The following is a 25,400-nucleotide window of genomic DNA, read 5'->3' on the forward strand; positions in this document are numbered from 1 at the left end:
GGCCGCACGGAAATTACTTGCTGAGGTGCTCCGGGCCGAAGGCCTGGGGCAGCATCTCCGAGAGCGGCAGGATCCCCGCCGGGGTCTCCAGGAGGAGGTCCGGGCCGCCGAACTCGTGGAGCAGCTGGCGGCAACGGCCGCACGGGACGAGCGTGTCGCCGTCGCGGTCGACGCAGGTGAAATGCGTCAGCCGGCCGCCGCCGGTGTTGTGCAGCTCGGACACCAGGCCGCACTCGGCGCACAGGCCGAGTCCGTACGAGGCGTTCTCGACGTTGCAGCCGGAGACGATCCGGCCGTCGTCGACCAGGGCCGCCACGCCGACCGGATAGCCGGAGTACGGGGCGTACGCCCGGGACATGGCGTCCCGGGCCACCGCACGCAGCTTCTCCCAGTCGACGTCCGGGCCGGTGCCGGTCACTTGCCCTGTCCCTTCCGGTACGGCAGCCCGTCCGCCTTCGGCATGCGCAGCCGCTGCGCGGACATGGCGAGGACCACCAGGGTGATGACGTACGGCGTGGCGGAGACGACCTGGTTCGGGACCTCGTCGGTGGTCGCGTACCAGGCGAACACCAGGGCGGCGACGACCGCGGTGATCATCGACGGGACGTACTTCTTGCGGACCACCAGGAAGATCGCCCCGATGATCAGCAGCAGCGCGCCGAGCAGCAGCAGGGCGTGCACGTTGGCCGAGCCGCCGCGCAGGTTGAGGCTGTCGGTGTAGCCGAACAGGCCCGCGCCGAGGGCGAGACCGCCCGGCATCCAGTTGCCGAAGATCATCGCCGCGAGGCCGATGAAGCCGCGCCCGCTGACCTGGCCCTCCAGGTAGAAGGGGTTGGCGACGAGCGACAGGAAGGCACCGCCGAGGCCGGCCAGACCACCGGAGATGACGACCGCGATGTACTTGTACTTGTAGACGTTGACGCCGAGGGACTCGGCGGCGACCGGGTTCTCGCCGCAGGAGCGCAGCCGCAGGCCGAACGCGGTGCGCCACAGGACCCACCAGGTGCCGGGGATCAGCGCGATGGCGATGAGGGTCAGCCAGGACACGTTGGTGACCAGGCCGCCGAGCAGGCCGGAGATGTCCGAGATCAGGAACCAGCCCTTGTCGTTGAGCTCCCTGAGGCCGTCGGACAGGCCGGGCACCGTGAAGTTGCCGAGGGATTCCACCGCCGGGGACTGCTTGGCGGAGCCGCCCGTGTGGCCCTCGAAGGCGAGGGGCGCGAGGTAGCGGGTGGCGCCGAGGGCGAGGATGTTGATGGCCACACCGGAGACGATGTGGTTGACGTTGAAGGTGACGGTCACGAAGGCGTGCAGCAGACCGCCGATCGCGCCGCCGAGGATGCCGACCAGGACACCGGTCCACGGGCCCCACTGGAAGCCGGCCCAGGCGCCGAACCAGGTGCCGAGGATCATCATGCCCTCGAGGCCGATGTTGACCACGCCCGCGCGCTCGGCCCACAGACCGCCGAGACCGGCGAGGCCGATCGGCACGGCGAGCTGCAGGGCGGTGGACATCTGGCTGACGTTGGTGATGCCGTCGGCGCCGGTGATGAGGCGGACGATCGAGGTGAGCGCCAGTCCGCCGGCGATGATCAGCAGCAGGACGGGCCACGACAGGCGGCGGCCGGTCGGCGCCGCGGGCTGCAGCGTGGGCTGGTTGACGTCGGTCGCGGTGGTCATCGGCCAGCCACCTCCTTCGTGTTCTGAGCGCCGAGGACGTGTCCGGCGGCGAGTTCGGCGCCGACGCGACGCTGCTGGCGGCGCAGACCCCATTCGCGGACGGCCTCGTAGGAGACGACGACCGAGAGGACGATCAGGCCCTGCATGATGACCGCGATCTCCTTGTCGTAGCCGTGGAAGTCCAGCTCGGGCGAGGCCTTGTCGAGCCAGGCCCACAGCAGGGCGGCGAAGGCGATGCCGACCGGGCTGTTGCGGCCGAGCAGGGCGATGCCGATGCCGAGGAAACCGATGCCGGTGGGGAAGTTGAGGTCGTAGGTGTGGCTGTCGCCGAGCAGGATCGGCAGGCCGGCCAGGCCCGCGATGCCGCCGGAGATCAGCATGGCGGTCAGCACCATGCGCTTGGGGTCGACGCCACTGGCCGCGGCGGCGGTCGACGAGGCGCCGGAGGCGCGCAGGTCGAAGCCGAAGCGGGTGCGGTTGAGGACGACCCAGTAGCCGATGCCGAGCAGGACGGCGAGCAGCACCAGGCCGTAGATCTCACCGGCGTCGCCCAGGCTGATACCGGGGATCCAGCCGGACTCGGACATCTCGCCGGTGGTGTTGTTGTTGCCGGCCTTGACGCCGAAGACGTTCGGCAGCCACATGTAGGCGATCACGGAGGTGGCGATCGCGTTGAGCATGATCGTGGCGACCACCTCGCTGACGCCACGGGTGACCTTGAGGACACCGGCGATGCCGGACCAGAAGGCGCCGGTGAGGACGGCGGTCAGGAGCAGCAGCGGGACCTGCAGTGCGGCCGGCAGGGCCACATGGGCACCGACGATGGCGGCCATCATGGCGCCGAGCTGGTACTGGCCGTCGACGCCGATGTTGAACAGGTTCATGCGGAAGCCGATGGCCACCGCGAGGGCCGCGATGTAGTACATCGAGGCCTGGTTGATGATCAGGACCTGGATGTCGGAGAAGCCCAGCTGCTCGAACATCAGGGCGAACGGCTCGAAGGGGCTCTTGCCCGAGGCGAGCAGCACGATCGCGCTCAGGACGAAGGCCACGGCCAGCGCGATGACCGGACCGGCCACCGCGAGGAGCAGGCGCTCCTTGTCGAACTTCTTCATCAGCGGGCCTCGTCTTCCGGAGACTCGGGGGCGTCGGCCTTCGAGGTCTCGGGGGTGTCGTCGTGCTCGAGGTGGCCGGTGGCGGCACCGGTCATGGCCGAGCCGAGCTCCTCGGGGGTGATGGTCGCCGGGTCGGCGTCCGCGACCAGCTTGCCGTTGTAGATCACGCGCAACGTGTCGGACAGCCCGATCAGCTCGTCCAGGTCGGCGGAGATCAGCAGCACGGCCAGGCCCTCGCGGCGCGCCTCGCGGATGTGGTCCCAGATGGCGGCCTGGGCGCCGACGTCCACGCCCCGGGTGGGGTGCGCGGCGATGAGGAAGCGCGGCTTGTGGCTCATCTCGCGGCCGACGATCAGCTTCTGCTGGTTGCCGCCCGACAGGGAGGCCGCGGTGACGTCGATGCCGGGGGTGCGGACGTCGTACTCCGTCACGATCCGGCGGGTGTCCTCCTGGGCCGCCTTCGGGTCCAGCCAGACGCCCTTGGCGAGGGGCTTCTCGGTGACGTGGCCGAGGATGCGGTTCTCCCAGAGGGGTGCCTCCAGCAGCAGACCGTGGCGGTGCCGGTCCTCGGGGATGTAGCCGATGCCCTGCTCGCGGCGCCTGCGGGTGGGCCAGGCGGTGATCTCCTCGTCGGCGAGCCGGATGGTGCCGGTGTCGGCGGCGCGGAGCCCGATGAGGGCGTCGACGAGTTCGGTCTGGCCGTTGCCCTCGACACCGGCGATGCCGAGAATCTCGCCCGCGTGGATGGTGAAGCTGATGTCGTCCAGGAGGGCCTTGCCGCCGGGAGCCGCGAGGCGGAGCTTGTCGACGCTGATGACCGGGCGGTCGGTGACCGTGGACTCGGCCGTCTCGGGCGTGGGCAGCTCGCTGCCGACCATCATCTCGGCGAGCTGACGGGGCGTCGTCTCGGAGGGGACGGCGGTGCCGACGGTGGTGCCGCGGCGGATGACGGTGATCTCGTCGGCGACGGAGAGCACCTCGCCGAGCTTGTGGGAGATGAAGATGACCGACAGGCCCTCGGAGCGCAGTTCCCGCAGGTTGGCGAAGAGCGCGTCCACTTCCTGCGGCACGAGCACGGCGGTCGGCTCGTCGAGGATGAGGGTGGTGGCGCCGCGGTAGAGGACCTTGAGGATCTCCACGCGCTGGCGGGCGGCGACACCGAGCTCCTCGACGAGGAGGTCGGGCTCGACGCCGAGGCCGTAGCGCTCGGAGAGCTCCTTGATCTTGCGGCGGGCCTTGGCGCCGATGCCGTAGAGCTTCTCGCTGCCGAGCACCACGTTCTCGAGGACCGTGAGGTTGTCGGCGAGCATGAAGTGCTGGTGGACCATGCCGATGCCGCGGACGATGGCGTCGGCCGGCGACGAGAAGGCGACCTGCTCGCCGCCCACGGCGATGGTGCCCTCGTCCGGCTTCTGCATGCCGTAGAGGATCTTCATCAGCGTGGACTTGCCGGCGCCGTTCTCGCCGACCAGGGCGTGCACGGTGCCCTTGCGGACGGTGAGGTGGATGTCGTGGTTGGCCACGACTCCGGGGAAACGCTTGGTGATCCCGGCGAGTTCGACGGCGGTCACCGATTCGTTGACCGCCGCTCCGGCCGGAGGGCTGCTGGACGCGTTGATGGCGCACTCTCCTGGGGACGGGGGCCGTCTACGCGCGTAGCGCCCCTACGGCATACAAAGGGGCCGACGCCCCGCGGCAACGGGGCACGAGGAGCAGCTCCCCGTACCCCGTCGAGCGGACGTAACCCCGGGGGTTACCGCCTGCTTCGAGGCAGTCGCTCGTCAGCTGCTCTTGACCTTGATCTCGCCGCTGATGATCTTCTCCTTGGCCGTCTTGATGGCTGCCTGGAGCTCGGCGTCGTCCGCGAACTTCGGGTTGGAGTTCGACAGGCTCACCTCGCCGGACTTCAGATCGCCACGAACGATACCGGTCTCGGGCTTGCCGTCCTCGACCGACTTCGCCAGGTTGTACACCGCCTTGGCGACGTCCTTCATCGCCGACGTCAGGATGGAGTCCTTGTACTTGGCAAGGGCTTCCTGCTGGTACTGGTCGGAGTCGACGCCGATGGCCCACACCTTCTTGGCGGCGGCGGCCTCGATGACACCCTGACCGGACAGACCGGCGGCCGCGTAGACGACGTCGGCCTTCTTCTCGATCTGGCCCTCGGCAGCCGTCTTGCCCTTGTCGGGGCTGGCGAAACCGCCCTCCTCGGCGGTCTGCGTCAGGTACTGCGAGAGCACCTTGACCTTGGGGTCGGTGTCCTTGACGCCCTGCGCGAAGCCCGCCTGGAACTTGTGGATCAGCGGGATGTCCACGCCGCCGACGAAGCCGACGACCTTGGTCTTGCTGGTCTTGGCGGCGGCGACGCCGGCCAGGTAGGAGGCCTGCTCCTCGTTGAAGACCAGGTCGGCCACGTTCTTGGTGTTGATCGTGGCGTCGTCGACGATGCCGAAGGTGGTCTTCGGGAACTTCTCCGCGGCACCCTTCACGGCGGCGGCGTACGCGTAGCCGACACCGATGACCGGGTTGTAGCCCTGCTTGGCCAGGGAGACCAGGCGCTGCTCCTTGTCGGCGTTCGTCTCGCCCTCGGTGGGCTCCACGTCGGCCGTCTGGTACCCGAACTCCTTCTTCGCCTGCTCCAGACCCGCGTAAGCGGCGTCGTTGAAGGACTGGTCGCCCTTGCCGCCGACGTCGTAGGCGATGGCGAGGCCCTTGTCGCCCTTCGAGTCCGACGACCCGGCAGAGGTCGAGGTGCCGCCGCAGGCGGAGAGCGCGAGGGCCAGGGAGGCGGTCGCTGCGCCTGCGACCGTGATCCGGGAAATCCGGCGCATGTGTGGGTGCTCCTGTCGTACAACCGAGGTGCACAGCGCCGGACGGTTCAGCTTCAGCGCTGGCTTCGCCGCAGATTAACGCGCGTAGACCTGCCTGAAAACCCCTTCTGTCCACCTTGTTATGCGCCCGTGGCCAAGCCATCACCCGGGCTTGGCCGGGGCGTTGCCGACCGCAAACGGGGCGTGGCGCTGGGTGATCCGTTTCCGGGGCGGCCGGGGAACGCGAAGCGGGCGGGCACCCAGGGGGTGCCCGCCCGCTCCGGCTGGTCAGACCGGCCGGATCACTCGGTGTTGACCTTGATCTTGCCGTCGATGATCTCCTGCTTGGCCTTGTTCACCGCGTCCTGGAGCCCCGCGACCTTCGCGTACGCCGGGTTGGACTCCGACAGGCCCACGCCGTTGACCTTCAGGTCGAAGGTCCGGGTGCCGGACAGCGGCTTGTCGTCCTGGACCGACTTGGACAGGGCGTAGACCGCGCCGCCGACGTCCTTGAGCGCGGAGGTGAGGATGTAGTTCTTGTACGGCGCGAGAGCGGCCTGCTTGTACTGGTCGGAGTCGACGCCGATCGCCCAGGCCTTCGCCTTGGCGGCGGCCTCGATGACACCCTGGCCGGACAGACCGGCGGCCGCGTAGAGCACGTCGGCCTTCTTCTCGATCTGGCCCTCGGCGGCGGCCTTGCCCTTGTCGGGGCTGGAGAAGCCGCCCTCCTCGGCCGTCTGGGTGAGGTACTGCGACAGGACCTTCACCCCGGGCTTGGTGTCCTCGACACCTTGCTTGTAGCCGGCCTCGAACTTGTGGATCAGCGGGATGTCCACACCGCCCACGAAGCCGACGACGTCGCTCTTCGTGGCCTTGGCGGCGGCGACACCGGCGAGGTACGAGGCCTGCTCCTCGGCGAAGACGAGGGAGGCGACGTTCTTGCCCGGGACGACGGAGTCCACGATGCCGAAGGTCGTCTTCGGGTACTTGGCGGCCACGGCCTTCATCGCCGGGCCGTAGGCGAAGCCGACACCGATGACCGGGTTGTAGCCCTGCTTGGCCAGCGACGCCAGACGCTGCTCCTTGTCGGCGTTCGTCTCGCCCTCGGTGGGCTCGATGTCGGCCGTCTTGTAGCCGAACTCGTCCTTGGCCTTCGTCAGGCCGGCGTAGGCGGCGTCGTTGAAGGACTGGTCGCCCTTGCCGCCGACGTCGTACGCGATGGCGACGCCGCGGTCGCTGCTGTCGCTGTCGCCGCTGTCACTGCTGGTTCCGCCGCAGGCCGTGGCGACGAGCCCGAGCGACGCGACCCCCACCGCGACACGGGTCAGTTTGGAAATCCGACGCATCTGAAGTTCCCCATTCTCCAAAGCCCCGCAGTGGGTGCTCGGTTCGGCGCACATTAACGCGCGTAGACACTCCTGGGAACGGTTCGCCGCGGGGCCGTTATCCATTCGTGCCGATGGCCGGTTACGCCCTTGTGAACCACGGGATCGAACGGGGTCGAAAGGTGTAGTCGGGAACACGGCGCGTGCCTACCTCGTGACGCGCACCAGGCTGCCGTGCGGCTGCGCCGCTCGCAACCGGAGGGTCGGCCGTCGGGCCCGGGGGTGTGGCTGCCCGGGCGTGGGCCGGGCCGGGGCCGTGGGGGTCGAGGTCGTCGGGCCCGTGGGGCGGCGTCGTGGTTTTCGCGCAGTTCCCCGCGCCCCTGAGTGACCGTGCGGCGGCGTCGTGGCTTGTTGCGCAGTTCCCCGCGCCCCTGAGATTCCGTGCAGCGCCGTCGTGGTTTTTGCGCAGTTCCCCGCGCCCCTGAGTGACCGTGCGACGGCATCGTGGACTTTCGCGCAGTTCCCCGCGCCCCTGAGTGGCCGTGCGGCGGCGTCGTGGCTTTCTGCGCAGTTCCCCGCGCCCCTGCCTGAGATACCGTGCAGCGCCGTCGTGGCTTTTTGCGCAGTTCCCCGCGCCCCTGAAGCAGGCGCGACCGGCCCCGCTCGAGAGAAGAGCGGGGCGCCGCAGCCCGAGAGGGACGATCTAGCGGAGGCCGTTGACCAGGGCCGCGGCCGTGAAGAGTTCCACTCCTACCGTGATGGCCGACTCGTCCACGTCGAAGTCGCCCTGGTGGAGGTCGCGGATGTGGCGTTCGCCGGGGGTGCGCACGCCCAGGCGGGCCATCGCGCCGGGGACGTGTTCCAGGTACCAGGAGAAGTCCTCGCCGCCGAGGCTCTGCTCGGTGCCCTCGACGGACTCGACCCCGCGCCGGGCGATCATCGCGTCGCGCAGCAGCTCGGTGACGCCGGGCTCGTTGACGACGGGCGGCACACCGCGGACGTAGTTGATCTCCGACTTGGCGCGGTGCAGGTTGGCGACCTCGTCGATGGCGGCGACCACGACGTCGGGGGCCTGCCGCCACGCCTCCAGGTCGAGGCAGCGCACGGTGCCGGAGAGCTCGGCGTGCTGCGGGATCACGTTCGGCGCGTGCCCCGACTCGACGCGGCCCCAGGTGATGGCGAGTCCGCTGCGGCTGTCGAAGCGGCGGCCGACCAGGGCGGGTACGTCGGTGACGACGCGGGCGGCGGCGGTGACCAGGTCGGTCGTGAGGTGGGGGCGGGCGGTGTGGCCGCCCGGGCCGTCGAGGCCGATCTCCAGCCGGTCGCAGGCGGAGGTGATGGGGCCCTCGCGGAGTCCGATCTTGCCGGCGTCCACCCGCGGGTCGCAGTGCACGGCGATGATCGCGCCGACGCCTTCCAGCGCCCCGCACTTGATGGCGTCGGCCGCGCCGCCGGGCAGCACCTCCTCGGCGGGCTGGAAGATCAGCCGGACGGGGCGGGGCAGGGCGCCCTGCCGGTGCAGTACGGCGAGGACGAGACCGGCGCCGAGGACGACGGTGGTGTGCACGTCGTGACCGCAGGCGTGCGCGCGGTCGGGCACGGTCGAGCGGTAGGGGCACTCCGCCTTGGTGTCCGGGATGGGCAGGCCGTCGATGTCGGCCCGCAGGGCGAGCATGCTGGGACCGCCGTCCCACTGCTCGCCCTCCACGCCGATGTCACAGACGAGTCCGGTCCCCACGGCGAGGACGCGCGGCTTGAGGCCGGCCCGCTCGAGCCGCTCCTTGATCGCGGCGGTCGTGCGGAACTCCTGGTTGCCGAGCTCCGGGTGCATGTGGAGGTCGCGCCGGAACGCGATGAGCTCGGCCCGCAGAGCGTCGGGCAGGGCACCGGGAAGCACGGCTCCGCCGGGAAGATCGACCTCGGACTCCAGTGACATCAGTGGCTTCACCCTTTGAAGGGTAGGGCGCCCGGGCGCTCGATCGACCCTGGATCAACAAAACTTCAACCCGATAGGGGAAGAAAATATGATCGCCCGGCGCATAGCTATCAAGTGGGATGGGTAAACTCGCCTGCCTTTTGGGCCTGACCGGGCCGCCCACCCCCCAGAGTGTGACTTCGACCACATCGGCGTCACGACTCCGGTATCCATCCATCCTCTCCACGGATACCACGCCGTGCGCGGCGAACACCGGCGTGTTCATCTGCCGGACGCGCGCCCCCGCTAGTGTGCGCCTCGTGCGCGCCCCCGATTTCGTCGAGTCCACGCAGGTCTCGTACGACGCCATCGCCGAGGCCTACGCTGCCGAGCATCCGGACAGCCTGGCCGGAAGACCGCTGGAGCGGGCGCTTCTGTCGGCCTTCGTGGAGCTGGTCCGGGCGCCGGGGGTGCCCGGGCGGCCGCCGGTCGCGGACATCGGCAGCGGGCCGGGGTACGTGACGGCGCGGCTGCACGAGGCCGGGCTGCCGGTGTTCGGGGTCGACGCGTCGCCCCGCATGGTGGCCCTGGCCCGTAGGGCCCACCCGGAGCTGCGCTTCCACGTCGGTTCGATGACGTCCCTGGACCTGCCGGAGGCGACACTCGGCGGGATCGTCGCGCTCTACTCGATCATCCATGTGCCGGACGATCACCTGCCGTCCGTCTTCGCCGGGTTCCGCCGTGTCCTGCTGCCGGGGGCGCCGGTGCTGCTCGGCTTCCAGTCCGGGGACGAGGACGGGCACCAGCGCCTGACCGAGCGCTTCGGGCAGGAGATCTCGCTCGACTACTACTGGCGCACGCCCGACACGGTCGCCGGGCACCTCACCAGGGCGGGCCTGGACCTCCACGCGCGCGTCCTGCGCGAGCCGGAGGCCGGGGAGAAGCTGCCGCGCGCCTTCCTGCTGGCGCGCAGGCCGCCGGTGGACGGGGCGTCCGCGGCGGACGACTGAAGCGGCCTGTCGCCGGGCCGGCTCCCGTTCCTAGCCGGCCGCCACCGCTCCCGGTGTCCCTGCCTGGCCGGACAGGCCCGACGGGGGTGAGGGGGCGGTGAGACGAGCCGTGTGCGCCGGTCCCGTGGGGTCGGCCGGCTCCGCCGTGCCCTGGTGCGGCGGCTCCGGCGCGGGCTCCGGGGCTGTCGGCGAGAGCCGGTGCACGTCCCGGGCCGTTCCCGTCACCCCGGACAGGAAGCCCTGGGCGCGCGGGGAGGCGTTCTCGGTCAGCCAGGAGGGGTCGATGTCGCAGACCGCGACGCGTACCTCCGTGCCGGACAGGGCGAGGGGGAGGGTGTGGACGACCGTGGACGGGAAGCTGAGGATCGTCCGGCCGATGGGGCCACGGCGGGCGATCAGTTCGAGCGGGAGCTCGGGGCGGACGATCTCCAGGCCGGTCTCGACCGCGAGGCGGCGGAGCTTGTCCGTGCTCTCGCGGCGGTGGGCGAAGTAGCGGGTGGCGCCATGGGCCCTGGCCAGGGCGTGGACGGCCTCCAGATAGCGGCCGTCGTCCACCACGCCGGTCTCCACCAGGGACGTGCCGACCAGGTCGGCGCCCTTGGTGATCCGGGGCGGGCCGAAGCGGGCCCGGGTCCAGGCGAAGGCGTTGGCGCTGACCGTGACGCCCGCCGGTGTCTCCTCCATCGGCATGGAGGAGAAGATCTCGATGCGGCGGCGGTCGCCGGGGGTCAGCCGGCGGCGGGCCGAGGCCGACACCGGGGCGAAGACCACGTCCCGCGGGCCGGGGCGGCCGCCCTTGCGGTGCCAGCGCACCAGCCGTTCGCCGCGGGCCAGCTGCCCGACGAACTCCATCGTCGCCGTGCCGTCGTCGACGACGACCAGGTCACGGGCGCGGGTGATCGTCAGCAGCAGCTGGACATAGCGGGAGAACGGGTCCCCCAGCACGACCCGGCGTGCCCTGCGCAGCGGGCCGGTCAGGCCGCCGATGGTCTGGAAGGGCGCGAGGGGCCCGCCACGCGCTTCCTCCCAGCGGACCTGGTGCCCTTCGTCGCGGGCCAGGTCGGACATCCGCCGCAACTGGCCGCGCGTCATCGGGTCGACGGGCGACAGCACCACGAGGGTGAGCCCCACGCCGGGGGCGTGCGCGTGCGCCCACTCCAGCACGTTCAGCAGCTGTACCGGGCTCTCGACGAAGGCGAGAGTGTGGGGGCCGGCGTTCCCGGCGCGGGGGCTCATCGACGTACGACCGTCCCGTCGTAAGGGGGGGGGTGGGGGTGGTGCGTTCAGACGCCGACCGGCTCGCCCGCCGCCGTGGCGATCTCCGCCTCGGCGACCACACCGGCGACGCGGCGCAGCTTCTTCATCGGGCCCAGCTCGGACTCGTAGACCTTCTTGACGCCGTCGCCGAGGGAGGCCTCGATGGTGCGGATGTCGCGGACGAGGCGGGTCAGGCCCTGCGGCTCGACGGAGGCGGCCTGGTCCGAGCCCCACATGGCGCGGTCGAGGGTGATGTGGCGCTCGACGAAGGTGGCGCCCAGGGCGACCGCGGCGAGGGTGGTCTGCAGGCCGGTTTCGTGGCCGGAGTAGCCGATCGGGACGTTCGGGTACTCCTCCTGCAGGGTGTTGATCACACGGAGGTTGAGCTCCTCGGCCTTCGCCGGGTAGGTCGAAGTGGCGTGGCAGAGAAGGATGTTCTCGCTGCCCAGGACCTCGACCGCGTGGCGGATCTGCTTCGGGGTCGACATGCCGGAGGACAGGATGATCGTGCGGCCGGTCGCGCGCAGGGCGCGCAGCAGCTCGTCGTCCGTGAGGGAGGCGGAGGCGACCTTGTGGGCGGGGACGTCGAACTTCTCCAGGAAGGCGACGGCCTCGGTGTCCCACGGGGAGGCGAACCAGTCGATGCCCTTCTTCTTGCAGTAGGCGTCGATCTGGCCGTACTCCTCCTCGCCGAACTCCACGCGGTGGCGGTAGTCGATGTACGTCATGCGGCCCCAGGGGGTGTCGCGCTCGATGTCCCACTGGTCGCGCGGGGTGCAGATCTCCGGGGTGCGCTTCTGGAACTTGACCGCGTCGCAGCCGGCCTCGGCGGCGGCGTCGATGAGCTTGAAGGCGTTCTCGATGTCGCCGTTGTGGTTGATGCCGATCTCGCCGGTGACGTAGACGGGACGGCCGGGGCCGGCCTCGCGCGTACCGAACGTGCGGATGCGGGAGTTGTTGCTCATGGCGAAGAGTTCCTTACTTGGTGAGGGAATCGAGAGAGGGGCCGAGGATCCAGCTGGCGATCTCCCGGATCGCGCCGTCACCGCCGGGGACGGTGGTGACCGCGCGTGCGGCGCCGCGCACGACGTCGTGGGCGCTCGCGACCGCCACGGGCCAGCCCACGAGGGCGAAGCACGGGAGGTCATTGACGTCGTTGCCGACGTAGAGCACGCGCTCCGGCGCGATGCCCTGCTCCTCGCACCACTGCTTGAGGGCGAGGTCCTTGCGGTCGATGCCGTGCAGCACCGGGAGCTTGAGCTTCCGGGCCCGGGCGGCGACCACGGGGTTCTGTTCCGTGGACAGGATCAGCATCTTCAGGCCGCTGTTGCGCAGGGCCGCGATGCCGAGTCCGTCCCCGCGGTGCACGGAGACGAACTCCCGTCCCTCGGAGTCGACGAGCACCCGGTCGTCGGTCTGGGTGCCGTCGAAGTCGAGGACGACCGCGTCGATGTCGTCGGCGGCCGGGAGGGCGCCGGGCCGGTTCGCGTCGAAGAGCGGCGCGAGGGCCCGGGCGCGGGCGAGGTCGTGCGGGTCGTCGATCTCCAGCACGCGGGCCGGGTCGGTCCGGACGAGTTCGGTGTGTCCGAAGAAGCGGTGCCGGTGCTCGCGGAAGCCCGCCGCGTCCATGGCGTAGGCGGCGCCGGTCTCCAGCAGGTCCTGGGGGCGGTCCTGGCGGCGGGGCCGGAAGGACTTGTCGTGGTTGACGCCGTATCCGCCGGTCACCTCCCCGGAGGTGGCCTCGGTGTCGGCGTCCCGCCAGATGAACCCGTGGAACGGGGCCACGGTCACCGCGGTGTCGGCGCCGTTCTCGGCGATCGCGCCCGCCACCCCGTCGATGTCCTCGCGGACGAGGAACGGGCTGGTGCACTGCACGAGCAGGACCACGTCCACCGGCGCCCCGTGCAGGGCCTCGTGGGCGTCCATGGCGTGCAGGACGGCGGCCTCGGAGGTCGCGGTGTCGCCGGCGATGGCGGCGGGTCGCAGCACGACCTCGGCACCGGCCTCGCGGGCGGCGGCCGCGATGGCCTGGTCGTCGGTGGAGACCACGACGTCCGTCACCAGCCGGGCCGACCGGCACTCTCGTACCGCCCGCGCCACCAGCGGAACACCGCCGACGGGCAGGAGGTTCTTCGCGGGTACGCCCTTGGATCCGCCGCGCGCGGGGATCACCGCGAGCACGCGGCGCACCGAGGGGCCTCGGCCCGCTTCCGGGTGGGACATGGGGTCTACTCCTTGGGCAGGGGTCTCGGGGCGGCTCACAGCTCGCCCATCCGCCGGATGACGGGCGCCACGCGCTGCACGCCGTGGCGGTAGGCGCCGCGCGCCGCCCGGCGCACGATCTGCCGGACCGGTCCGGGGTCCTTGTCGGCGGCGGGCGCGCCGGGCAGCGGGGTGCCGTCCGGGCCGAGGTGGTGGCGGGCGAGGATCCCGGGCAGATAGCCGGGGGCGGTGACGGGGGTGTAGTACGGGGTCAGCGGGGGCAGGCCGCCGGGCCGGTCGAGCAGCCCGGCGATGCGCCCCCGGGCCGCGTCGAAGGCGGAGTCGTAGGAGCCGTCGGCCGCGACGCCCTGCCGGGAGACCCACTCCTCGTCGGGCACGGGCCGGTGCCCGGCGTCGAGCTGGTCCCAGGAGGCGAGGCAGCCGGAGCCCACGAAGTGGTGGTTGCCGAGCGACTCGCGGATGCCGAGGTCGGTCAGGACGACGGTCGGGATGCGGCGGTGCAGCGACTCCAGGGCGGCCGTGGAGCTGACCGTCACCAGCAGGTCGGTCCGGTCGAGGACCTCGCCCATGTTGCCGTAGACGAGGCTGAAGTTGGCGGGCGGATCGAGACGCTGCACCAGCTTCTGGTACGGCAACTCCTCGATGTGGGTGGTGTGTTCGCCCGGCTTGGAGCGCAGCTTCAGCAGCACCTGCCGTTCGGGGTGCCTGCGGGCGTGCTGCACCAGCCGGTTCAGCAGGTACGTACGGTCCTTGCGGCTGTCCGGGACGGAGGGCTGGGCGGCGAAGACGACCGTGTAGGGCGTGTGCTCGCCTTCGTAGGCCGCGCCTCCCAGGAACGGCAGGGCCACCTCGGTCACCGCGGAGGCGTCGGCACCCACTCCTTCGTAGACGGCCCGGAAACGGTCCGCGTCCTGGCGGGAGTTGGCGAGGACCAGGTCCGCGCCGTGCCGCAGCAGCAGACCGTCGGCGAGCTTCTCGTAGACGACACCGACGTAGCCGGTGACGACGACGGGCCGGGAGGGGCGGTGCTCCCAGACGCGTGCCAGGCCGTGCAGCATCGCCTGCACGCCGCCGCCGACCAGGGAGAGGACCAGGACGTCGTAGGACCCCTCGGCCATGGCGCGCAGGAACTCGACGGCGGTGACCTCCCGCAGCGAGTCGGCGCGCACGCCCACTTCCCTGAGCTGGCGCGGGGTGGGCGTCGCCCGGCCGCGCAGCAGGAATCCGTCGAGGAGGGGGCCCGCTTGCGCGGTTTCGCGCGGCGCGGTTTCCATGGACGGTCCCGGGGCGATGCGGTCCGCGGTCAGCGCACCCCATTTCCATCGGGTGTCGCTGTCCGCGAGGACGGCGATTCGCGGGCGCTTCGGTGTACTTGCTGGCACGTCCAAGACGCTAGGAAGCGAATCCTAGGTATGGCGGAACCGGGACTCAACGAAAAGTTAACAACAGCCCACCGAGAGCCGAACTGGCCTGTCGGCAGGCGGGAAGTACACGCGGTGCACCGTTCTGACACATTCAGTTCACCCGGTGTACGTTCATCGGAAAGTTCCGCTGCCGGGCGGCCTCCTAACGTTTTGCGGGTGCCTAAGCTTTCCGTGATCGTGCCGTTCTACAACGTGCAGCAATATGCCCCGGACACCCTCAGAAGCCTTCGATTGAACGCCGACCGGGATTTCGAGTTCATCCTGGTCGACGACCATTCCAAGGACGAAACTCCGGCCATTCTCGAACGAGCGGCCGAGGAGCTTTCGGATGTCGCCCAGGTGCGGTACATCCGTCACGAGCGCAACGGCGGGCTCGCCACCGCCCGCAACACCGGCCTGGACGCGGCGCAGGGCGAGTACCTGACGTTCCTGGACGGCGACGACTGGCTGGCCCCCGGCTACCTCGCTGAACTGGTGTCCGCGATGGACGACTTGGGGTGCGACTTCGTGCGCACGGACCATGTGCAGGCCACCGCCCGGGCCCGTTCCGTGAGCAGGGTGCCGATCGGCAGGCGCTGGGAGGTGTTCAGCCCGCGCGACGCGATCCTGCCCGCCCACCGCTCGACCTCGGTGGACTACGCCTACGCCTGGGCCGGCGCATACCACCGCCGGCTCGTCGACAAGGGCCTGCTCCACTTCACCGACGGGCTGCGCACGGCCGAGGACCGGCCGTGGATCTGGAAGCTGCACCGCGAGGCGGAGTCGTTCGCCGTGGTGAGCCTGCTGGGCGTCTTCTACCGGCGCGGGGTCGCCTCGTCCCTCACGCAGATCGGCGATGTGCGCCAGCTCGACTTCATCCGCGCCTTCGACCAGGTGATCGAGGAGACGGCCGCCGACCGCGACGCCGACCGGCTGCTGCCGAAGGCGGTACGCACGTACTGCGCGATCATCGCCCACCACCTCTCCAACGAAGAGAGGTTCGAACCGGCCGTGGCCAGGCAGCTGCGGTCGATGAGCGCGGCGGCCATCAAGCGCATGCCGCAGGACGCGCTCGCCGACGCACTGGAGGCCATGGACATGGACCGCTCGTCCAAACTGCGGCGGCTGCGGCGCCGGGTGACCACGACGGGAGCGGCCGCCTGATGCCCCGGACCACTCAGATCTTCTGCGCCTCGACGCTGTACGGCGTCGCCACCCTGGCCGCCGCGATCGACTCCGGCCTGTTCGAGGAGCCGGACCGCCGGGTGCTGCTGGTGTTCAACAACTCCGCGACCCCGGAGACCACTCCGGCCCTCGACGAGATGCCGGGCTTCGCCCCGCTGCGCGAGCACTTCGACGAGGTGCTCTCCTGGAACGAGGCGATCCGCCCCTTCCACCCCGGGGCCTGGACGCCGCGCTCCGACGACATCCCGCTGTTCGAGCGCCATCTGCGGCTGCTGTGGGGCCTGGGCGACGACCGGGTGAGCCTGGTGCTGGAATCGATCCAGGTGGCGCCCGCCCTGACGGTGGCCCAGCTGTTCACCGACGCCCCCGTCGACGTCTACGCCGACGGGCTGATGAGCTACGGCCCCACCCGCAACAAGCTCGACCCGCTGGTCGGCACGCGCGTACGGCGGCTGCTGCACCTCGATCTGGTGCCGGGGCTCACGCCGATGCTGCTCACCGAGTTCGGCGTGCCGGCGCACCTGGTGCCGACGCCCGCGTTCCTGAAGGTGCTCGGTGAGGTCACCGCGACCGTGCCCGAACTGCCCGCCCTGCCCGGCGACTCGGCGCTGCTGCTCGGCCAGTACCTGTCCGCGCTGAACATCCTCTCCCCCGAGGAGGAAGAGGACCTGCACGTGCGGATGATGCGGGGCGCCGTCGCCCGCGGCCACCGCACGGTCGTCTTCAAGCCCCACCCCACCGCACCGGCCCGCTACAGCCGTGCCCTGGAGACCGAGGCCGAGAAGCTCGGCGTGGACCTCACGGTCCTGGACACACCCGTGCTGGCCGAGGTGCTGTTCGACCGGGCGCGGCCCGCGCTGGTCGTCGGCTGTTTCTCGACGGCGCTGTTCACGGCCTCCGCCTTCTACGACCTGCCGGTCGCCCGCATCGGGACCGAGCTGCTGCTGGAGCGGCTGACGCCGTATCAGAACAGCAACCGGGTCCCGACCGCCCTGGCGGACGCGCTGCTGCCCGGCCTGGAGGGCGGCGGGGACGGTGACCCCCTGCCGGCCGAGCGGCTGTCCGCCCTCGTCACGGCCCTCGGGTTCACCATGCAACCGCAGATCTACCAGGACCTGCGCCCGCAGGCCGAGCGGTTCCTCGCCCGGCACCTCGGCCCGCGCACCCGGCGCTACTTCAAGAAGCGCCGCCTCACCGCGCTCGGGCTGCCCGGGGGCATCCCGCAGCGGCTGGCGTTCCTGCCGCGCAATGCCACGGCACGCCGGGTGGTCCGGCGGGCCCGGGCCCTGCGCAAGGCGGTGCGCCGCTGAGCCGGTCCCGCCCGGGGCCCGACCGGCCCCGGCGACATCCAGATGAACCCATGGGGACCGGCAGGCGAAGCCTGTCGCCATCGAACGTAATTCCGTCAACTCTCGTCCTAGGGTGACAGGCGCCCGCCCACAGGCGGCTCAGACGAAGGACATACGAACCACACAGAGGTTTCCAGCGTGACCGAGACGGTCGTCAGCACCCGCAAGCCCCAGCCCGGCGTCGCCGTGCTGGTCGACCCACCGGGCGCCACGACCGTCCCACGGCGCAGAAACGACTCCGCCGGGCGGCTGCGCGCCCTGGACGGACTGCGGCTGGTGGCCGCGCTGATGGTGGCGCTCTACCACTACGGCGGGCGCGGCGGCGAGGTCGCCCAGGCCTGGGGCACCTCGCCCCGGGACCAGTTCCCGACGCTGCACTCGCTGTTCGCCTACGGCTGCCTCGGCGTCCAGGTCTTCTTCGTGATCAGCGGGTTCGTGATCTGCATGAGCGGCTGGGGCCGCCCCCTGCAGTCGTTCGTCGCCTCCCGTGCCTCCCGGCTGCTGCCGGCCTACTGGGTGGCGGTGCTCATCGTCACGGCGGTGTTCGCTCTGCCGGTGGTCGCCTACCAGGCCGTCTCCCCCAGCGACGCCCTGGTCAACCTGACCATGCTGCAGATGCCGCTGGGCGTGGACCGGGTGCTCGGGGTGTGCTGGACCCTGTGGGCGGAGGTCCGCTTCTACGCCCTGTTCGCCCTGTGCGTCGTACTGCCCGGGGCGAACCGCCGCCGGGTGGTCATGTTCTGCGCGGGCTGGCTGCTGGCGGCCGTGATCGCCGAGAACGCGGACATGCCGCTGCTCGACATCGTCCTGATGCCCGAGTACGCGCCCTTCTTCATCGGCGGCGTCGGCCTCTACCTCGTGCACCGCGACCGGCGGGACGTCTACGGGTGGGCCATCGTCGCCGCCGGCTGGCTGATCGGCCAGCACTACGCGGTGCGGTCGCTGTGGCACGCCCCCGACCCGGAGGCCTTCTCCTACCGCTCCTCGTTCGGGATCATCGCCGTCGTGACGTTCGGCTTCGTGGCGGTCGCCGCGATCGCGCTGGGCCTGCTGGGCCGGGTGAACTGGCGGTGGCTGACGGTCGCGGGCGCCCTGACGTACCCCTTCTACCTGGTCCACGAGCACCTGGGCTGGGTGGTGATCCAGGCCCTGCACCGCGGCCTGGGGCTGGCGTCCGGGGTGACCTTCGTGCTGACGGTGGCGTCAATGCTGCTGCTGGCGTGGTTGCTGCACAAATATGTGGAGAAGCCGCTGACGCCCCGGTTGCGGGCGGCTCTGACGAAGACCCGCTGACCCTGTTCACGGGACGTTCAGCCGGCCGTCGACCGGGGCAACGCTCGGAGAGAAGGCTCCTCCCATGACCCACGCACAAGCGATCGACACGCACCCCGGCGAACTCGCCGACGTCCCCGGCTGGTTCCCGGCCCTGGACCAGACGCTGTTCACCTGGTTCCTCGAACAGCAGAAGAAGTCCGGCATAAAGGGTGACCTGCTGGAGCTCGGCGTCTACCTGGGCAAGAGCGCGATCCTCCTCGGCCACCACCTCCAGGACGGCGAGCGGTTCACGGTCTGCGACCTGTTCGAAGGGGACGCCCCGGACGACGCCAACAAGGCCGAGTCGGCCAAGTCGTACGCCTCCCTCACCCAGCAGGCGTTCGAACGGAACTACCTCTCCTTCCACGACACGCTGCCCACGGTGATCACCGGCCCCAGTTCCCTCGTGGACGAGAAGGTGGCCCCGGACTCCTGCCGCTTCATCCACATCGACGCCTCGCACCTGTACGAGCACGTCTACGGCGACATCGGCGCGGCCCACGACATCCTGCTGCCCGAGGGCATCGTGGTCCTGGACGACTTCCGGTCCGAGCACACCCCGGGTGTCTCGGTCGCCGCCTGGGAGGCCGTCCTCAACCGCGGTCTGCGCCCGATCTGTCTCAGCACGCAGAAGCTGTACGCGACCTGGGGCGACCCCGAGCCGCTCCAGGAGGAACTGCTCGCCATGCTCCGGCTGCGCGCCGACGTCGGGCTGAGCGTGCAGGAGGCCGCCGGGCACCGGCTGATCCGGACCCGCTCCCGGGGCATGAAGCCACCGGCCTTCCCGCCCTCACGCCACTACGTGGAGCCCTCGTCCGCACCGGCCGCAGCGCCCGAGTCCGGCGCGTCACCTGCGGCGCGCCCGGCCCGGCCCGCCCCGTCCATGGCCCGCCGCCTTGCCAGGGACCTGCTGCCCCCCGTCGTCACCCGGGCCGTCCGGCGGGCCCGCGCGCGACGGTCCTGACCCGCCGGCCAACGGCATGAGACGCCGCAGCACACCCCGGTCCCCCCGATCACGAGGGCGAGTCCCTCCTCGAAGTGCCGGTCGCAGTCCTCGAAGATCTCCGCGCCCGCCTGGGCCGACAAGGGAAAGTCGGCCCTCAGGCGGGCGCGTTCCTCCATGTCGTAGCCTCCACGCGTGTGCACCGCGGAGACCCGGCGCGGCGAGGCCACCCGCCGACCCGGGATCGGCTACCGGGAGTCGTCGCTCACCCGGGGTCCGGCTCTTCGACGCGTTCCGCGGCCCGCACTGGACACTGCCGGCCCTCGGGGACACGCAGGCACCGGACCTCGGCGCGCATCCCGCTCGTGCGGGGCCCCGCACCCGCCGCCTACGGACCCGGCCTGTGTCTCGTCCGTCCCGACGGCCACGTCGGCTGAGCCGGGTGCGCTACGAACTCGCCAGCGACAGCTTCACCGCGAACCCGAGGAACAGCGCACCCGCCGCCGAGGTCGCACCCGCCGACAGGCGCCTACGGCGGCGGAAGGCGGCGGCCAGCCGGGTGCCGCCGAATATCAGCGCGCTGAGGTAGAGCACGCTGGCGAACTGGGCGAGGGCGCCGAGGACGACGAAGGACAGGGCGGGGTAGGCGTACCCGGGGTCCACGAACTGCACGAAGAAGGCGACGAAGAAGAGGATCGCCTTGGGGTTGAACAGGCTGACCACGAAGGCACGGCGGAAGGGCCGCTCCTCGGCGGGCGCGGGCGCCTCGCCACCGGTGGTCCGCTCCGCACGCGTGCGCCACATGCCCCACGCGGCGCGCAGCATGCCGATGGCCAGCCACGTCAGGTATCCGGCGCCCGCGTACTTGACGACGGCGAACAGCACGGCGTTCGCCTGGAGCAGCGAGGCGACTCCGGCCGCGGACAGCGTCATCAGCACCGCGTCCCCGCACCAGACTCCGGCCGAGGCGGTGTACCCGGCGCGCACACCACGGCGGGCGGCCACGGACAGCACGTACAGCGAGTTGGGACCGGGCAGCAGAACGATCAGGGCGAGGCCCGCCAGGTAGGTGGGCAGATCGACGACACCGAACATGCGAATGAGTGTCGCACGCGGGTCTGACACTCCCGGCTGGGCTGCAGGTCAGAAGGCGTCGGTCGGGACGTACGCCCCCCACACCTCGCGCAGCGCGTTGCAGACCTCGCCGACGGTGGCTCTGGCCTTGAGTGCCTCCTTCATCGGGTAGAGGACGTTGTCCTCGCCCTCGGCGGCCTTCCTCAGCGCGCTCAGGGCCGCGTCGACGGCCGGCTGGTCGCGCCGCGCGCGCAGGCTGGCCAGGCGTTCGGCCTGCCGGGCCTCGATGGCCGGGTCGACACGCAGCGGCTCGTAGGGCTCCTCCTCGTCGAGCCGGAAGCGGTTGACGCCGACCACGACCCGCTCGCCGGAGTCGGTCTCCTGGGCGATGCGGTAGGCGTTGCGCTCGATCTCGCCCTTCTGGAAACCCTGTTCGATGGCGTCGACGGCGCCCCCCAGCTCCTCGACCCTGGCCATCAGCTCCACGGCGGCGGCCTCGACGTCGTCGGTCATCCTCTCGACGGCGTAGGACCCGGCGAAGGGGTCGACGGTGGCGGTCACGTCGGTCTCGTGGGCGAGGACCTGCTGGGTGCGCAGGGCGAGGCGGGCCGACTTGTCGGTGGGCAGGGCGATGGCCTCGTCGAAGGAGTTGGTGTGCAGCGACTGCGTCCCGCCCAGCACCGCGGCCAGCCCCTGCACGGCGACGCGCACCAGGTTGACCTCGGGCTGCTGGGCCGTCAGCTGCACCCCGGCCGTCTGGGTGTGGAAGCGCAGCATCAGCGACTTGGGGTTCCTCGCGCCGAACTCCTTACGCATCACCCGCGCCCAGATCCGCCGCGCCGCACGGAACTTGGCCACCTCCTCCAGGAGCGTGGTGCGGGCCACGAAGAAGAACGACAGGCGGGGCGCGAAGTCGTCGACGTCCATGCCGGCCGCCACCGCCGTGCGCACGTACTCGATGCCGTCGGCCAGGGTGAAGGCGATCTCCTGCGCGGGCGAGGCACCCGCCTCGGCCATGTGGTACCCGGAGATCGAGATGGTGTTCCACCTCGGGATCTCGGCCCGGCAGTACTGGAAGATGTCCGCGGTCAGCCGCAGTGACGGCTTGGGCGGGAAGATGTAGGTGCCCCGGGCGATGTACTCCTTCAGCACGTCGTTCTGGATCGTGCCCGTCAGCCGGTCCGCCGGGATCCCCTGTTCCTCGGCCACCAGCTGGTACAGAAGCAGCAGCAGGGCCGCCGGGGCGTTGATCGTCATCGACGTCGAGACCTGGTCGAGCGGGATTCCGCCGAACAGCACCCGCATGTCCTCGACCGAGTCGATGGCCACCCCCACCTTGCCGACCTCGCCGTGGGCGATCGGCGCGTCGGAGTCGTGGCCCATCTGGGTGGGCAGGTCGAAGGCGACGGACAGTCCCGTCGTGCCGTGGGCGATCAGCTGCCGGTAGCGGGCGTTGGACTCCGCGGCCGTGCCGAAACCGGCGTACTGGCGCATGGTCCAGGGGCGGCCCGTGTACATCGACGGATACACACCGCGGGTGTACGGGTACGCCCCCGGCTCCCCCAGCTTCTCCGCCGGATCCCAGCTCTGTAGGTGCTGCGGACCGTAGAGCGGCTCGATGGGCAGTCCGGACTCCGACTCACGCGCCATGGTGGGTTGCCTCCCGCAGAGCAGTGACCTCGCTCACCACCATGCCCCCTGGTTCGCGACCGGTCACGCCCGGGGAACATCTCAGGTGACATCCGGGCGGGCCGGTGAGACGAGCGGGGGGCCGTGTGCGTAGTACGGGCATGGGGAGAGCGTTCACAGCGGGACTCGCCGTACTGGCCGCGCTGACCGGCTGCACGGTGCAGACGCCCGGCGGCGAGGGCGAGCGCCGCTCGCCGGTGCACATCGAGCTGCCCAGCGGCACCCCGTCGCAGGACCGCCCGCCCACCGGTGCCGGCGGCACGCCGCGTTCCGCGCCGCCGGCGGGCGACGACAAGCCCCGCGCCGCTCCGAGCCCGCCCCGTGCCGCTCCCAGCCCGCCCCGCGTGCTGTGGTCGCGCGGCGACACCGGCCGCGATGTCCGCGAGCTGCAGGCCCGGCTGCGCCAGGTCGCCTGGCTCTTCGAGGGGCCGACCGGGACGTACGACGAGCCGACGCAGCGGGCGGTCAGCGGCTTCCAGGGCAAGCGCGGGCTGCCGCGCACCGGGAAGGCCGACGCCGTCACCTGGCAGCGGCTGCTGGCCATGACACGGGAGCCGGGCCGCTGGGACCTGTACCTGATGGGCGGCCAGCCGGCCGACCCGCCGGATGCCCGCTGCCGGTCCGGCCGGGTGCTGTGCATCGACAAGACCAGCAGGACGCTGCGCTGGATGGTCGACGGACGGACCGTGTCGACGACGGAGGTCCGCTTCGGCTCGCGGGGCACACCGACCCGGGAGGGTGTCTTCTCCGTCTACTGGAAGTCGCGCGATCACGTCTCGACGCTCTACGACTCGCCCATGCCGTACGCGATGTTCTTCAGCGGCGGCCAGGCCGTCCACTTCTCGGCGGACTTCGCCGCCCGGGGTTACGCGGGCGCCTCGCACGGCTGCGTCAACGTACGGGACGAGGCGGCGATCGCACGGCTGTACGCGCAGGTCCGCAACGGCGACAAGGTCGTCGTGTCCTGGTGACGGCGGGGAGGAAGTTGGGGCGCGGGCGGGACCGGGGGAACGTGTCCCGCCCGCGCTCGGTGCACGAGCCGTAGGTACGGGGGGAACCCCGGCTCTGTGCGACGGCCGATGACCAGTCGGCTCACTCATTACTGCGCCGGGGCGGCCGAAAACGTCACACTCTCGGCCGACCCCTTTTCACGGAGCACGAAACCGCAGGTCACAGCGGCGCGAGCGGGATCCCGGCCGTCCGGCGCCGGTCACGGTCCGGGTCGCCACCGGCGTCTCAATCCCTGTCGGCCCGCTCCTCGGACTTCGGGTCGGCCGTCCGCTCGGCTTTCCCCTCGTCCAAGTCCTGCTTCCGGTCGTTCTGCTTCCGGTCCTGCGTCCGGTCCGGCTCGTGGTCCTGCTCGCGGTGGTGCTTGCGGTCCTGCTGCCGGCGCCCGTCCGCGCCCTTGCCCTGGCGGTGTCCCTGGTCCGCGCGGTCGTCGCTGCGGCGCTCCTTCGAGCGGGGGCCGGCCGAGGACAGGACGCCCTTGCAGTACGTCCACACCCGCAGGTCGCCCGCCGCCTCCCGCAGGGCCCGCCGGCGCTCCGGGTCCGGCCGCTTTCCCTCGCGCAGGTCGCGGCAGGCCGCGGTGATCTCGCTGCCGCGGCCCCCGGTGCGGTCCTCGTGCTCGTCCGGCGCCGGGGCGCCGTCGTCGCGCGGCTCGCCCCGGCCCTGGTAAGGGACGTCGTCCGGGACGGAACCGCCCTGAACGGCGTCGCTGGGCGACGGTGACACCAGCGGGCGTTCCGGATGAGTGACGGACGCCGAGACGGAGGCGCCGGGCCGGGGCGCGTCGCCGCCGAACGGCGCCCTCAGGACTCCGGTTCCGGCCGCGAGGGCGACCCCGCCGGCCATGCCGACGGCCAGCGCGGCGGTCAGGGCCAGGCGTGCGGGGCGGGCCCAGCGAGGCCGGCGGACCGTGACGGTGCCCCTGTCACCGGGGGTCCCGATCCTGATCAGCCCTGCCTCGGCGGTCGGGGCGGCGGCCCGTCCCGCGGTGTCCGCACGGGCTGCGGCCGCGTCGGCGCGTTCCGCGCGGGCCTTGCGGAACGCGGCCACCGCGGCGGCCTCGCCGGGGAGTTCATCGCTGGTCAGCGGGGGTGTGACGGACAGCGCGCCGAGGGTCCTGGCAAGGTGTTCGGCCTGCTCCCGGCCTACGCCTTCGACAGCTCCGGGTGGCTCTCCGCTCAGCAAACGCTCCGCCGTTTCGCGGTCCAGCCACCTGTACTGCTCGTCGGCCATCACACATCCTTCTGCGTCCGCGCGACGCTGTGCGTCACACCTGCGGACGTCACCGCACCGCCGCGCGGTTCTCTCTGGGGCGGCAGGGCGTCGAGCACCCCGGCCGATTCCGGATCGGCCTGCGGGTCGTCGCCGAGCAGTTCGGCGAGCCGCTTCAGGCCGCGGTGCGCCGCCGTACGGACCGCGCCCGGGCGCTTGCCGAGCGTCTCGGCCGCGGTCTTCGCGTCGAGCCCCACCACCACACGCAGCACGACCGCTTCGGCCTGGTCCTGCGGCAGCCGGGATATCAGGGAGAACGCGCCGTTCGTGGCGAGTGCCTCGATGGCCTCGCCGGCGGTGTCCGACTCGGCGGCCCGGCCGGTCAGCTCGGTCTCGTCGCCGCCGATCGCGGGCCGGCGCCCGCGCATGCGTATGTGGTCCAGGGCGCGGTTGCGGGCGATCCGCGCGGCCCAGCCGCGGAAGCGGTCCGCGTCGCCGGTGAACCGCTCCAGATCGCGGGCTATCTGGAGCCACGCCTCGGACGTCACGTCCTCGGCGTCGGGGTCGCCGACCAGTGTCCGTACGTACCCGAGCAGCCGCGGATGCACGGTGCGGTACACAGTCCGGAACGCGTTCTCGTCTCCGTCCTGTGCCGCGCGCACCGCGGCGGTCAGCTCCGCGTCGTCCCCCAGCACCGCGCGCCCTTCTGCGCCTGAGCCGGCGCCGCTCTCGCGGACCGGGTTCTCGCCGTCGTGGTTGCTCAATTGGTGGTTGCGGTGCCTGGACCGCAGGTGGTTGCGGTGGTCGTACCGCCCCCGCGTTGGCGCGAATGGCACGTTACGACCTGAAACCGCTCCCCGTCCATGTCCGTCCAGGATGCTACTAAGC

The 25,400-nt window shown here is 71.4% G+C and carries 21 protein-coding genes and 1 pseudogene; 6 read left to right on the plus strand and 16 right to left on the minus strand.

The annotated features are described in order from the left end of the window. Positions 1-13: 13 nt before the first annotated feature. The 7 genes from AB0F04_RS12955 to AB0F04_RS12985 all read right to left on the minus strand — a co-directional run bounded on the left by AB0F04_RS12955 (position 14) and on the right by AB0F04_RS12985 (position 8,866). Positions 14-418 carry a cytidine deaminase gene (locus AB0F04_RS12955; RefSeq protein ID WP_362040678.1) on the minus strand — a complete coding sequence of 135 codons (405 nt, stop codon included), beginning with the start codon at positions 416-418 and terminating at the stop codon, positions 14-16. After that, on the minus strand, positions 415-1,680 hold the full coding sequence (locus AB0F04_RS12960; protein WP_362040680.1) for an ABC transporter permease: 1,266 nt from the start codon (positions 1,678-1,680) through the stop codon (positions 415-417). The genes AB0F04_RS12955 and AB0F04_RS12960 overlap by 4 nt, the downstream gene beginning before the upstream one ends. Continuing rightward, on the minus strand, positions 1,677-2,795 hold the full coding sequence (locus AB0F04_RS12965) for an ABC transporter permease (protein ID WP_362040681.1): 1,119 nt from the start codon (positions 2,793-2,795) through the stop codon (positions 1,677-1,679). Before AB0F04_RS12965 ends, AB0F04_RS12960 begins: the two co-directional genes overlap by 4 nt. After that, on the minus strand, positions 2,795-4,366 hold the full coding sequence (locus AB0F04_RS12970; RefSeq protein WP_362040684.1) for an ABC transporter ATP-binding protein: 1,572 nt from the start codon (positions 4,364-4,366) through the stop codon (positions 2,795-2,797). The genes AB0F04_RS12965 and AB0F04_RS12970 overlap by 1 nt, the downstream gene beginning before the upstream one ends. Before the next feature lie 210 nt (positions 4,367-4,576). Then, a complete protein-coding gene (locus AB0F04_RS12975) occupies positions 4,577-5,626 on the minus strand; it encodes a BMP family ABC transporter substrate-binding protein (protein WP_362040686.1) in 1,050 nt (349 codons plus the stop codon). Between the two features lie 281 nt (positions 5,627-5,907). Next, positions 5,908-6,951, minus strand: a complete 1,044-nt coding sequence (locus AB0F04_RS12980; protein WP_362040688.1) for a BMP family ABC transporter substrate-binding protein — start codon at positions 6,949-6,951, stop codon at positions 5,908-5,910. A gap of 682 nt (positions 6,952-7,633) precedes the next feature. Then, complete coding sequence (locus AB0F04_RS12985; protein ID WP_362040832.1) at positions 7,634-8,866, minus strand: M20 family metallopeptidase; 1,233 nt, start codon at positions 8,864-8,866, stop codon at positions 7,634-7,636. A 299-nt stretch (positions 8,867-9,165) separates the two neighbouring features. Between AB0F04_RS12985 and AB0F04_RS12990 the strand changes: the two genes are divergently transcribed. Continuing rightward, complete coding sequence (locus AB0F04_RS12990; protein ID WP_362040689.1) at positions 9,166-9,855, plus strand: class I SAM-dependent methyltransferase; 690 nt, start codon at positions 9,166-9,168, stop codon at positions 9,853-9,855. A gap of 30 nt (positions 9,856-9,885) precedes the next feature. Here AB0F04_RS12990 and AB0F04_RS12995 read toward each other — a convergent pair whose 3' ends face one another. From AB0F04_RS12995 to AB0F04_RS13010, 4 genes are read right to left on the minus strand one after another with little or no spacing between them, the layout of a single operon-like run. After that, a complete protein-coding gene (locus AB0F04_RS12995) occupies positions 9,886-11,091 on the minus strand; it encodes a hypothetical protein (protein ID WP_362040691.1) in 1,206 nt (401 codons plus the stop codon). Positions 11,092-11,138: 47 nt separating this feature from the next. Next, positions 11,139-12,077, minus strand: coding sequence for an N-acetylneuraminate synthase family protein (locus AB0F04_RS13000; protein WP_362040692.1), 939 nt, complete (start codon positions 12,075-12,077; stop codon positions 11,139-11,141). Between the two features lie 13 nt (positions 12,078-12,090). Next, complete coding sequence (locus AB0F04_RS13005; RefSeq protein ID WP_362040694.1) at positions 12,091-13,335, minus strand: N-acylneuraminate cytidylyltransferase; 1,245 nt, start codon at positions 13,333-13,335, stop codon at positions 12,091-12,093. A gap of 35 nt (positions 13,336-13,370) precedes the next feature. Next, entirely contained in the window at positions 13,371-14,717 is a 1,347-nt protein-coding gene (locus AB0F04_RS13010; protein WP_362040696.1) for a DUF6716 putative glycosyltransferase, read from the minus strand. 198 nt (positions 14,718-14,915) lie between these two features. Here AB0F04_RS13010 and AB0F04_RS13015 point away from each other — a divergent pair, with 198 nt between their 5' ends. The 4 genes from AB0F04_RS13015 (at position 14,916) to AB0F04_RS13030 (ending at position 19,550) form a co-directional block, all read left to right on the plus strand. Then, on the plus strand, positions 14,916-15,902 hold the full coding sequence (locus AB0F04_RS13015) for a glycosyltransferase family 2 protein (protein WP_362040698.1): 987 nt from the start codon (positions 14,916-14,918) through the stop codon (positions 15,900-15,902). Further along, a complete protein-coding gene (locus AB0F04_RS13020) occupies positions 15,902-17,233 on the plus strand; it encodes an alpha-2,8-polysialyltransferase family protein (RefSeq protein WP_362040699.1) in 1,332 nt (443 codons plus the stop codon). The genes AB0F04_RS13015 and AB0F04_RS13020 overlap by 1 nt, the downstream gene beginning before the upstream one ends. A 225-nt stretch (positions 17,234-17,458) precedes the next feature. Beyond that, positions 17,459-18,565: an acyltransferase gene (locus AB0F04_RS13025; RefSeq protein WP_362040835.1), complete on the plus strand. Its 1,107-nt coding sequence runs from the start codon at positions 17,459-17,461 to the stop codon at positions 18,563-18,565. Positions 18,566-18,629: 64 nt separating this feature from the next. Then, complete coding sequence (locus AB0F04_RS13030) at positions 18,630-19,550, plus strand: class I SAM-dependent methyltransferase (RefSeq protein ID WP_362040702.1); 921 nt, start codon at positions 18,630-18,632, stop codon at positions 19,548-19,550. Between the two features lie 41 nt (positions 19,551-19,591). Here AB0F04_RS13030 and AB0F04_RS13035 read toward each other — a convergent pair. From AB0F04_RS13035 to AB0F04_RS13045, 3 genes and pseudogenes are all read right to left on the minus strand, one after another. Next, positions 19,592-19,723 (minus strand): annotated as a pseudogene (locus tag AB0F04_RS13035) (TetR/AcrR family transcriptional regulator C-terminal domain-containing protein); the annotation flags it as partial. Positions 19,724-19,976: 253 nt separating this feature from the next. Continuing rightward, entirely contained in the window at positions 19,977-20,624 is a 648-nt protein-coding gene (leuE, locus tag AB0F04_RS13040) for a leucine efflux protein LeuE (RefSeq protein WP_362040704.1), read from the minus strand. A gap of 48 nt (positions 20,625-20,672) precedes the next feature. Then, the gene (locus AB0F04_RS13045) at positions 20,673-22,253 is read right to left on the minus strand and encodes a methylmalonyl-CoA mutase family protein (RefSeq protein ID WP_362040706.1); all 1,581 of its coding nucleotides are present in this window, start codon (positions 22,251-22,253) and stop codon (positions 20,673-20,675) included. Positions 22,254-22,393: 140 nt separating this feature from the next. Between AB0F04_RS13045 and AB0F04_RS13050 the strand changes: the two genes are divergently transcribed. Further along, positions 22,394-23,263 (plus strand): L,D-transpeptidase family protein, encoded by an 870-nt coding sequence (locus AB0F04_RS13050; protein ID WP_362040708.1) that lies wholly within the window; start codon positions 22,394-22,396, stop codon positions 23,261-23,263. A 265-nt stretch (positions 23,264-23,528) separates the two neighbouring features. On the opposite strand, the gene AB0F04_RS13055 is transcribed toward AB0F04_RS13050, so the two are convergent. Both AB0F04_RS13055 and AB0F04_RS13060 read right to left on the minus strand, forming a co-directional pair. Then, positions 23,529-24,533, minus strand: coding sequence for a hypothetical protein (locus AB0F04_RS13055; RefSeq protein ID WP_362040710.1), 1,005 nt, complete (start codon positions 24,531-24,533; stop codon positions 23,529-23,531). Then, a complete protein-coding gene (locus tag AB0F04_RS13060; RefSeq protein WP_362040837.1) occupies positions 24,533-25,207 on the minus strand; it encodes an RNA polymerase sigma factor in 675 nt (224 codons plus the stop codon). Before AB0F04_RS13060 ends, AB0F04_RS13055 begins: the two co-directional genes overlap by 1 nt. Between the last annotated feature and the right edge of the window lie 193 nt (positions 25,208-25,400).

The organism is Streptomyces sp. NPDC029041, assembly GCF_040637515.1.
GTDB lineage: Bacteria > Actinomycetota > Actinomycetes > Streptomycetales > Streptomycetaceae > Streptomyces.